At 48.5% G+C, this 10,415-nt stretch carries 11 protein-coding genes; 1 reads left to right on the top strand and 10 read right to left on the bottom strand.

From position 1 onward, the window contains the following. Positions 1 to 397: 397 nt before the first annotated feature. Positions 398 to 2,566: an excinuclease ABC subunit UvrB gene (locus ABGY95_RS02990; RefSeq protein WP_347440208.1), complete on the bottom strand. Its 2,169-nt coding sequence runs from the start codon at positions 2,564 to 2,566 to the stop codon at positions 398 to 400. 264 nt (positions 2,567 to 2,830) lie between these two features. Between ABGY95_RS02990 and ABGY95_RS02995 the strand changes: the two genes are divergently transcribed. After that, positions 2,831 to 3,022 carry a DUF1289 domain-containing protein gene (locus ABGY95_RS02995; RefSeq protein ID WP_347440210.1) on the top strand — a complete coding sequence of 64 codons (192 nt, stop codon included), beginning with the start codon at positions 2,831 to 2,833 and terminating at the stop codon, positions 3,020 to 3,022. Positions 3,023 to 3,273: 251 nt separating this feature from the next. Here ABGY95_RS02995 and frr read toward each other — a convergent pair whose 3' ends face one another. The 9 genes from frr to ABGY95_RS03040 all read right to left on the bottom strand — a co-directional run. Continuing rightward, entirely contained in the window at positions 3,274 to 3,840 is a 567-nt protein-coding gene (gene frr / locus ABGY95_RS03000) for a ribosome recycling factor (protein ID WP_347440211.1), read from the bottom strand. A 35-nt stretch (positions 3,841 to 3,875) separates the two neighbouring features. Next, a complete protein-coding gene (gene pyrH / locus ABGY95_RS03005) occupies positions 3,876 to 4,607 on the bottom strand; it encodes a UMP kinase (RefSeq protein WP_347440212.1) in 732 nt (243 codons plus the stop codon). A gap of 101 nt (positions 4,608 to 4,708) precedes the next feature. Then, entirely contained in the window at positions 4,709 to 5,263 is a 555-nt protein-coding gene (locus tag ABGY95_RS03010) for a hypothetical protein (RefSeq protein ID WP_347440213.1), read from the bottom strand. Between the two features lie 838 nt (positions 5,264 to 6,101). Beyond that, positions 6,102 to 6,407 (bottom strand): hypothetical protein, encoded by a 306-nt coding sequence (locus ABGY95_RS03015; RefSeq protein ID WP_347440214.1) that lies wholly within the window; start codon positions 6,405 to 6,407, stop codon positions 6,102 to 6,104. A gap of 70 nt (positions 6,408 to 6,477) precedes the next feature. Continuing rightward, on the bottom strand, positions 6,478 to 7,440 hold the full coding sequence (locus ABGY95_RS03020; protein WP_347440215.1) for an iron ABC transporter permease: 963 nt from the start codon (positions 7,438 to 7,440) through the stop codon (positions 6,478 to 6,480). Beyond that, positions 7,437 to 8,177, bottom strand: coding sequence for an ABC transporter ATP-binding protein (locus tag ABGY95_RS03025; RefSeq protein WP_347440216.1), 741 nt, complete (start codon positions 8,175 to 8,177; stop codon positions 7,437 to 7,439). The genes ABGY95_RS03020 and ABGY95_RS03025 overlap by 4 nt, the downstream gene beginning before the upstream one ends. After that, positions 8,174 to 9,103, bottom strand: coding sequence for a helical backbone metal receptor (locus tag ABGY95_RS03030; RefSeq protein WP_347440217.1), 930 nt, complete (start codon positions 9,101 to 9,103; stop codon positions 8,174 to 8,176). Before ABGY95_RS03030 ends, ABGY95_RS03025 begins: the two co-directional genes overlap by 4 nt. Beyond that, entirely contained in the window at positions 9,067 to 9,879 is an 813-nt protein-coding gene (locus ABGY95_RS03035; RefSeq protein ID WP_347440218.1) for a helical backbone metal receptor, read from the bottom strand. The genes ABGY95_RS03030 and ABGY95_RS03035 overlap by 37 nt, the downstream gene beginning before the upstream one ends. An 83-nt stretch (positions 9,880 to 9,962) precedes the next feature. Beyond that, on the bottom strand, positions 9,963 to 10,415 hold a 453-nt coding region (locus tag ABGY95_RS03040; RefSeq protein ID WP_347440219.1), incomplete at its 5' end, for a TonB-dependent receptor.

Raw genomic sequence — 10,415 nt, forward strand, 5'->3', positions numbered from 1 at the left:
TAGCCCTTGCTCCAGCCTCACTCCTATATTATCACCTAGCTCATCCTCCCATCATAACTTAATAGCTGAATCTAACGGACGGAGAACGGGGTCCACCTCAGCTCAGAGGACTAGTCCTCAGTGGATACCGCGCAAGAACGTAATTGCCTAACATCAATCAAATGAAACAAACCACACATTCAATCTTAGCCGAGTTTAATATCTGAGGGACACACACGAAAATGAGAGTCAGCCTCTCTCACCAATTACTACCATTATTTGAGTGGGGCTGAGTAACTCAAGTATTTCGGACGAGCTCGGAAAGTTGTTCAAGGAAAGTGTTGCTTCGTTATTTACCTCGTTCTTTATTTTTGAATTTTACATTCAGATAGTGGTTTCCTGTGGAATAGTGTGCCCACTATTTCAAATCTCTATAGTCGACCTTCTTTTTGTCGGACGTTTTAGCGAGGCGCGTTTTCTCTCTTTGTTGGAGTTCTTCGATTTGGTCGCGGAGGTGCGCGGCACGTTCAAACTCTAGTTTACCAGCAGCCTCGCGCATTTCCTCCTCGAGTTGGGAAATGAGTTCTAGGGCATTGTAGGTGACTTCGTCTTCAGCAACCCGGAGCACTGGCACAGTATCATCTGCGCTATCACTATCGGTCTGTTGGAGGCTTTGTTGAACGGATCGGATCACACTTCTTGGTTCGAGCCCGTGCTTTTTATTGTAGCCAATCTGAATCTCACGGCGGTATTTCGTGATGCATAGCAATTGATTGATTGAGTCCGTCTGCTTGTCACAGAACAGAACACACTCGCCATTCACATGGCGGGCTGCTCGTCCTGCCGTCTGAACTAAGCTTGTTTCATTTCTAAGAAAACCTTCTTTATCAGCATCGAGAATACAGACTAAGGAGACCTCTGGCAGGTCGAGTCCCTCCCGCAGGAGGTTGATACCAATAAGAATATCAAATTCGGCGGCGCGTAGCGCACGTAGGATTTCCACACGCTCAATCGCATCGATATCCGAATGGAGGTAGCGGGCATTAAGACCCACCTTCTCTAGGTAGTCAGCTAGATCTTCCGCTGTCTTCTTCGTGAGTGTTGTCACCAACACCCGCTCATGCTTCAGCACCCTGTCGTGGCAAAGCTCTATCGTCTTATCGATCTGTCCCTCCAATGGGTACAGCGTGAGCACTGGATCCAGTAACCCAGTTGGTCTAATAATTTGCTCAGCTATCAAGGTTGCTCCGCGCTTATTCACCTCGAAGTCTTCAATGGGCTCAGAGCTAGGACTTGGGGAGAGTTGTTTGCGCAGCATCTTAATCGCCTGATTGGCGGACAACTCCCCTTTCACCCATGGAATGTAGTGCTTATTTTCAGGACGTGAATTGATCATTTCAAACGGCCCTGGAGTGGCCGAAACGTAGACCCGCTGGTTAGTCATCTCCATGAACTCCGCAAAGCGAAGTGGACGGTTGTCCAAGGCGCTGGGCAGTCTGAACCCATGATTCACCAACATTGTTTTACGGCTCTTATCCCCTTCAAACATTCCACCAACCTGAGGAATAGTTGCGTGGCTCTCGTCCGCTAGTAAAAGGTAATCTTTGGGAAAGAAATCTAACAATGTATATGGTCGAGCTCCAGGATCACGCCCTGTTACATGGCGCGAGTAGTTCTCAATGCCTTGGCAGAACCCCATCTCGTTCATCATCTCGATATCATACTCAGTCCGCATCCGCACCCTCTGAGCCTCAATCAATTTCCCTTCTTTTTCGAAGGCCGCAATGGTCTCCTTCATCTCCTTGCGAATGGCCTTGATTGCCTCCTTCATCTTTGGACCAGATGAAACGAACTGCTTTGCAGGATAGAATAAGTAATTCTCCATGTCACCGCGCTTGGTGCCACTGGTCGCCTTTATTTCAGAAATACGATCGATCTCGTCTCCAAAGAATTCAACTCGGATGGCAGTGTCCTCTAGGTAAGCCGGTCGCACCTCCACTACGTCACCACGAACCCTAAAATGACCACGCTGGAATGCGATATCATTACGCTCAAACAAGATCTCAACCAACTTCGCCAAGAACTCATCACGACCGATCACCATGCCTACATTGATCGGCATCATCATCTCCTTGTAGTCGTCAGGTGACCCCAGACCATAAATACAACTCACGGAGGCAATCACGATCACATCCTTGCGGGTGATCAGACTCCCCATCGTGCTCAGCCGCATTCGCTCGATTTCCTCGTTGATGGCCGAGTCCTTCTCGATGTAAGTATCCGAGGCGGGGATGTAAGCTTCTGGTTGGTAGTAATCGAAATAACTGACGAAGTACTCGACCGCATTGTTAGGGAAAAAGGTTTTAAACTCCGAGTAGAGCTGAGCGGCTAGAGTCTTATTATGACTCATGATTAATGTTGGCTTATTCACCTGCTGGATGATGTTCGCCATTGTGAAGGTCTTACCTGAGCCCGTGACACCCAGCACCGATTGGTGAACATTCCCAGCCCGTAAGGACTTGACCATTTTATCAATTGCCTGCTGCTGATCACCTTGAGGCGTGTATTCACTCGATAACTCGAACATTATATGCCGATGGTACCCACACTTGTAAAAGGATCAACTGAGATTCATAGGAAAAGTGACGATTCTCAGATCAAATCTGAGGCTGCAAATAGGTGGAAATGTAGCCACCAATGAGTCCCACCACATCAATGCAAGAAGGTGTAGCCAAGCATCAACATTCCAGAACGAGGCTCAGCCAATGTAAGTAGGATTGGAGCATTGAATGTGTGATATAGCTGTGGTCAGCCCTTCGGCTAGATGCTAGGTATACTGGCAATACAACTAATGACTGACAATCAAAACTCACCTGTAAGCCCATGCTCACAAAACTGTAAGCTCAGCGATAAACAAATATGCCTCGAGTGCGGTCGCTCAATTGATGAAATCAGCGCATGGGCGACCATGCCCGATACTCAAAAAATGAAAGTGATCGAGAGGTGTGGCAATGTAGGTAAGTCCACGATTGTAAGCACATAAAGAAGCCCCGAAGTAGACATTTTTTGTCTGGGAAACACACTCAACTTATCAAACTTAGCCGGTCATCTCTGAGATTTGCTCCTACCTCTAGCATATGTCATATCCGTGTTTGGTTACTTCATTGTCCCTTCCCCGATCTGATAACTTCGCATTCTTTCGTGGCAGAAACCCCTGCAACGCCGATTTTAATCTAAAACAAAAAAGACGTCTCGTGAGAGACGCCTTTTGGAAATTTGTTGGGTAGATCTAGCTCAGACAGTCATGACTTCAGCTTCCTTCTCAGTAGTCGCTGCGTCGGCTAGCTTAACAAACTTGTCAGTCAGATCTTGGACTTGGCTTTCGAAATCGCGGAGGCTATCTTCAGTGAGGACATTCTCATTTTTTAACTTCTTTCCATTATCCATTCCGACCTTACGGCAACTGCGAAGACGGACTTTAATGTCTTCAGAAATTGTTTTCACGCGCTTGACCATCTCACGGCGGCGTTCTTCCGTTAGTTCTGGTATAGGTAGACGTAGGACTTTGCCCTCGTTGACTGGATTGAATCCGAGCTGTGCTTCGCGGATGCCTCGGTCAATATCTTCGACTGTGCTGGCATCGTAGGGCTGGATCATGATCTGGCGTGTCTCCGGCGTTGTGATGACTGCGAGTTCACGTAGTTTCATCTTACTGCCGTAGGCCTTCACCTCGATAGTAACATTTTCAACGAGTGCTGGAGATGCTTTACCCGTACGAACTGAGCCAAACTCTGTGGCCATTTGCTCGACTGCAGCCTCCATTGACATTTCGACTTCTTCAAGAACTGATGTTGGATCCATAATGGTATTAGTTAGATATTGCGTGTATTAAGAAATTATCCTTGGTTGCTGACGATAGTGCCAATAGGTGCACCCTTGATTACATCTGCGATATTGCCGTGCACATTGAGATCAAAGACGATGATTGGCACATTGTTATCCATGCAGAGAGAAAAAGCGGTAGAGTCCATCACTGCCAACTCGTCCGAGAGGCAACGCTTGAAGGAAATCGTCTCATAGCGTGTTGCTGAAGCATCCTTTTTAGGGTCAGCATTGTACACGCCATCTACCATGGTGGCTTTTAGAATTGCACATGCTCCCATCTCACTGGCTCGGAGTGCGGATGTAGTGTCCGTTGAGAAGAATGGGCTTCCAGTGCCTGCAGCGAAGATAACTACAGTGCCCTCAGATAGGTGGCGAGTTGCCTTGCGGCGAATGAAGGGCTCTGCAACATTCTTCATCTCGATTGCTGATTGAACGGCACACGGGACGCCTTCAGCTTCGAGAGCGCTCTGCACTGCGAGAGCATTCATGACGGTTGCCATCATGCCCACATAGTCAGCAGTAGCGCGGTCCATGCCTCGGGCGCTCGCACTCGCTCCACGCCAGAAGTTACCACCACCTACAACGATCGCAATTTCGACGCCAGCCTGGTGGCCATCTTTGATTTCGAGGGCAATTCGCCCAACGATCTCTGGTGAAATATTATCTTGGCTACCTACTTCACGGAGGGCTTCACCGCTCAACTTCAGGACTACACGTCTAAATGCTCGTTTTTTCTCACTCATATCTCAGCTGTTATTTAAGAAACAGATTGCGAGAAATCATGCAATCTCAATTCCCTAGAATGCGACGAATAATGTGGATTTTTAACTCCCGCTGTAAGTTATCAGTTCTCTTTATTTGCAACGAAGCGAACATCGAGCTTCTTCAGTTTCTCGAGCTGCGGCCCCTTCTGATCACTGGTAACAAGAATAGCGCAAGACATTCCCTCTTGAAGATATGCTGCAGTGTAATCTTCCAGTGTCATTTTGAGTGCATCGATAGATAATTTCACCACATTATAAAGTGAGACATCGACATCTTTTGGAACCTTGGCACCAGAGATGTCTAAGGAGACTAACAAAACGTCGTCAGTGAGCTGAGCGTGTAGCTTAATCTTACTCAGAGACATGAGATTCGCCTCCTTGACAGAATAGCCCCCAATGCTTGCTAATTGGTGCTTTAGAGCAACTGCGTAGACTAGATCCTCGGGCAGCGCACCAGAAAGCACAACTGGGCGAGACATTAACACGGTGTAATCAACTCCTGACTCCTTACCTTGAACACTAGACACATCTGTGCCATGAAGTGAAATCGGTTGCCAAACTCGGTACACAGATTTCGTCGTTGAGAAGGCCACGCCGCTGGTTACAAGAATGAAGGCTATAATCTTATTTAGCATGCGCAAAACTAGCGAGTTCAGCATACTGATGACCAGAACAAATAATCCTGCACAGCCATTGGCGACATCAGTAATCCCCTTGAACTAGGAACATCATTTGGGTAGCAGCAAATTCAAAGCACTATACAATATTCACTAACAGATTTAAACATGCTCGCCACGCTGCTACTTTGTGAGCTCATTCTGTCGTACTCAGGCAGTCCATTATCTTTCTTGGGTGTTCACTGACTTCTTACCCAACAAGCTTTAATCCTTGCCTATTATTGCTGCAAGCCAATCCACTTCCTAGTCTGCTGAACTAGTTCTAACGTCAATGATTGAGGGAGATCTCGTCCAAGCCTCATCGATTTGGCATTTGTCTACGCCTTGTGCCTGCTCGATCTCGAGAGTGACGTATTCCATTGACACGTAGAACGTTAGTAAGGTTATACCAGTTTTATGGTCCTCTGCTATGATGCAATAATAGGCGTGTGTCAGACTTTTGGTTTCCGTCGAGAGCTAAGCTGATTTACTCGGGGCTGTGCCCGATCATAATACGCTTCAGCACTTCTGAATCAGGTTTCCTAGTGGTAACACGAACTTAGTTTACTTATTCTTTTGCAGCAAACCAGTGCTAGTGTAACTGCTTGATGCGTTAACCCCACATACATTCTATTAAGCTCCCATTCAATACTGATTGGAGCTTGGCTGAATACTACGCCATGGCTATACCACCTTAGAGTTCCCCTGCTTTATTCATGCAGTATATTACTACGCGTACAACCTCTCAGATGCAGTGAGGTTTTGATGCATTAATTTTATGTTAAAAAGAACGTTAGCATTAGTAAACCGTCTCCTTCTACCAATTATTAATCATATTGAATCCGCCTTTTGCCGATTCAAAACGTGAGCGAATCTTATCTTTATTGCGCACACCAATGTCGAAATCGGTCGTCAGATTCTGCACCTGCGCGTCAAAGGGTGTAGGTATTTCAATCTCACCAGAATTCAGATCGACCAACTCGACACCGACTTTATTTGCCTTTGCAGCCACCTTCACCAGCGCGTCATCAATCACAGCATTGGCAATCGCATGACGAGAAAACCATAGAGTGGAGCCTACGACTATAAAGGAAACGCCGCCAATAATAGCCAACCTCTTCAAGGTTCGAATCCTGCGTCTCGTTTTTGTTCTGTGTCCTTTTTTTGTGGCTCATAGTACGTATAAAAATCATTCAGACTCGTGCACGCTTCAGTAGCACGATGAGGAAAAACGGCCCACCAATGAGTGAGGTAATGATTCCCACCGGCAAGTCGGAGCCGATAGTAACACTACGAGCAAGTGTGTCACACCAAACCAAGAAAATCCCACCCAATAGGAATGTCATCCAAACTAGTTCGCGATGGGCCACCCCAAAAAGCATGCGGCAGAAGTGCGGGACCATTATCCCAACAAAGCCAATCGGACCGCAGACCGACACCACGCCAGCCATCATCAGCGAGACCGCAAAGAATAACATACGGCGCACTTTTTTCACCTCCACACCACGACTCATAGCCAACTCATCTCCCACCGACAGCAGGTCGAGTTCTCTCCTGTACTGAGCTATCAGCAAAGTCCCCGACACAACAAAGGGCAGCACCTTCAGCACAGCGTCCATGTCTGCTTGCCCAAGGCTCCCCATCGTCCAACGCATCATCTTAAACATGCTGCCCGCGTCAGCAAAGTATTGAACCAGCATCGTGATGCTTGAGAAAAAGAAGCTAAGAATCACTCCTCCAAGCAGCAAACTAACCGTCGCCAAGCCACCAGCAAATCTAGCCAAATTATAAACTAATAGCACGGACAGCAATGCCCCCAATAGAGCCGCCAGCGAGACTCCCGAAATACCTATAATCGAGAAGCTCAAGCCAAAGTTGATCCACAGAGCCACGGAAAAAGTAGAGCCACTCGCCACTCCTAGCGTGTAAGGCGTCGCGAGAGAATTGCGAAACATTGCCTGAAAAACCAAACCGCTGAGAGCCAAAGCCGCGCCGCACAAAAAGGCTAACAACACCCTCGGAACCCGCACTTCCCAAAACACTAAACCATCAGTCCCAGCCGAACCAATCTCAGAAATAACACTTTCGCCAAGGAATGGAGCACCCAGCAAGGTCAACACGGCACAGACCACCAAGATCAACAAGTTTCTCTTCACGATCCCACCTCTCTATACCGCGCACCTACCTCTAAACCGAATAAGCCACAAATCCCACCGTCAGAGTAATAATCACCCGTAAACCCCTCATACTCGATTAATCCATCACTCATGGACAACAACGAATGGAAGTCCATTTTCGCCCAATCCAAGTCATGCGTCACCACCATGACTGTCACCTCTTTTGGTAGCTCACGAAGCGCCCTTTGCACCTCCATCCGTTGGCTTGGATCGAGATGAACCAATGGTTCATCAAGAATCAAGATCGGCGCCTGCTGAGCCAAAGCCGCAGCAATACACACCCGCTGACGCTCACCACCACTGAGAGTAGAAACTACCCGATCCTCGAATTTCGCCACTGCGACAGCAGCCAAAGCCTCATCGACCGCCACATCACTCAGCCCTCCACCATGCGCATATCTCCCCATGGCTACAAACTCACGCACCGAGTACGGAATCTCTGCCGCCAACAACTGAGGCACATATGAGAGCCGCTTCGCGATATCGCTTTGTCGCAGGCTCGCCAGCTCATACCCATCTAGATAGACCTCACCACTCTGAATTGGTAAACCGCCTAAAATAGCACGGAGCAAGCTAGTCTTGCCCGCCCCGTTAGGGCCAATGACCACCTTGTGCTCACCGCGACGCAGAGTGAAGCTCACATTTTTGAGCAGCGCTTTGCCACGCACCTCAACACAGACATCTCGGCACTCTAATAGAATAGGACTCCCACTCACTCCGCCCCCCTTTCCTCACACTCCGCAATCCACTCTAGCGTAGCCACAAATCGAGGCCCTGGCACAAAATGCTCATCGCCCAGTAATAAAAAGACCTTCCCATTCTGCACCGCCACCAGCTCAGGGTGCGACTTCCAGTCCGCCTTGATATTCTCGACTCCTATGGCCTCAGCATCACGCACATTCACCATATCGATAATAATCTCGGGATTCATCCTGATCAAATGCTCGCGCGAGAGCTGCGGAAAATTCTCACTCCCCCTATAGGCATTCGTATATCCAGCGATTTCTAACAATTGCTGATGGTAGCCACCAGCACCTGCCGCCACGACACCCGTCACTTTCCCCACACCCAGCTCGCGGCCAATCGACAACAAGAGCTTCTTATGCGGCTTAGTACGTGCAGCCATGCGCACCTTCTCGATCCTTGACTCTAAAGACTCTCGCAGCACCCTCGCCTCCTCCGCTTTACCAAATCGCTCCCCCAGCTTAGTGATCGATGCCAAAATTCCATCCACAGACATGTGATCCACTAACATCGTCCCCATCCCTAGATTTTCTAATTGCTGAGCCAGGTCAGCCTGCTCCTTGAGCAACACCACCACATTAGGCTTAAGCCGCACAATGGCCTCGAGATCGACATCGAGATAACCTCCCACCTTCGCTTTATCCATGACCTCTGGCGGATAGCTAGCGAAACGCGAAACCCCCACCACCTGGTCACCCAACCCCAGAGCAAAGACCACTTCGCCTGAGCTCGGAGCCATCGTCACAATCCTAGCCTCTGAGCTCAACGTCTGCGACTCACTCTCAGCTCCACGACGCAGCCAGTAACTACCCAAGAAACTAGCAACAACCAACAAGCTAACACCTATAAGCTTAGCAAACCTCATCGCAATTCCCCCTTTATTCTCTGATGCAGCCATTCTGAAGTCTCTAGCAAACTTGGCCCTTCTTGAATCATATTCTCGCCCATCTTCACAGTCGACATAATCACCGGAATATCCGTATCCCAGCCGCGCTCATAAACTAACTGAGCGCCATCTACCAAGTATTCTGGTTCGTGGAAAAACAAGAAGATATCCGCCTCTGGCTCCACTCCCAAATCATTCTCCACATACCCCTGTGCAAGGTCAGAAAACGCCAACTCAGCCCCAGCCATCCTGACGATATCTGCAATGTAGCTCATCCCGCCCACTGCCCTGCGGTGGCGGCCCAACCACAGCTCAACATACACCCTGGGTTTTGGTTGAAATGACTCCCCTTTCCTTAGTGACTCAGCTTCGTCGCGCATGGTTGAAATAAGCCTCTCTGAGCCACTCAAGTCATTGACTACAGAACCTATACGTCTGATATTCTCTAAAACCCCGTAAAAACTAACTGGAAGATCCAGATTGTAAACAGGTAACCCTGCATTCATTAGCCGTTTAGATAACCCTCGCTGAACTCCTGTCGTCAATAAAATCAAGTCCGGATCGAGCACCTCAATCGCCTGCATATCTGCATTCAAATATTGACCCACCACTGGGATGCCGTGCGCATCGATGTAGCGTGGGCAATACTCAGAAATGCCAACTAGGCGATCCCGCAAGCCCATCCGAACCAGCGCTTCAGTAGCAGACGATACCAAAGACACCACGCGCCGAGGGTGCTCGCTCAATTCAAAGCGATAATCCAACCATTCATTGTGCACCTTACGCATACCTATAGCTAATCAACCACAAACTAAGAAATGCTGCACGACCGAAATCGTGCAGCACCTGTTATGAATCTGTTGTACTTGGATTAGAAGGTCAATGTGAGACCACCAAAGGCACCCAAACCTTGAGCTTGGATTTGGTCGCCGTAGATATCTGAGAGAAGATACTTCTCGTCAAAGAGGTTCTCGATACGACCGTGTAGCTTGAGATTTTCATTGATCTGATAGTGACCAAAGAGACGCGTCACGAAGCGGGAGTCTGTTGGCACAAAGTTTGTGTCCTCTGAGTTGCCGTAGGATGCGCCATCGGCATAGCTTGCACCAAAACCAAGAACCCAAACGTCTGCGTCGTAGTAGAAATTACCGCTGACAATGTGATCAGGCACATCGATCACCTCTTCCTTGAGCTGAGCAGTCCATGCGAGGTCGTACTTCAGAACATTCTGAATGAAGCCACCACGAAGGGACGTTTCGAAACCGCTCACCAGCGCTTCGCCAGCATAGTTGATGTTTGTGCTCGTAAGACCATTAGAAGCCGG

The sequence above is a fragment of the Rubritalea sp. genome, assembly GCF_039830215.1.
Lineage (GTDB): Bacteria > Verrucomicrobiota > Verrucomicrobiia > Verrucomicrobiales > Akkermansiaceae > Rubritalea.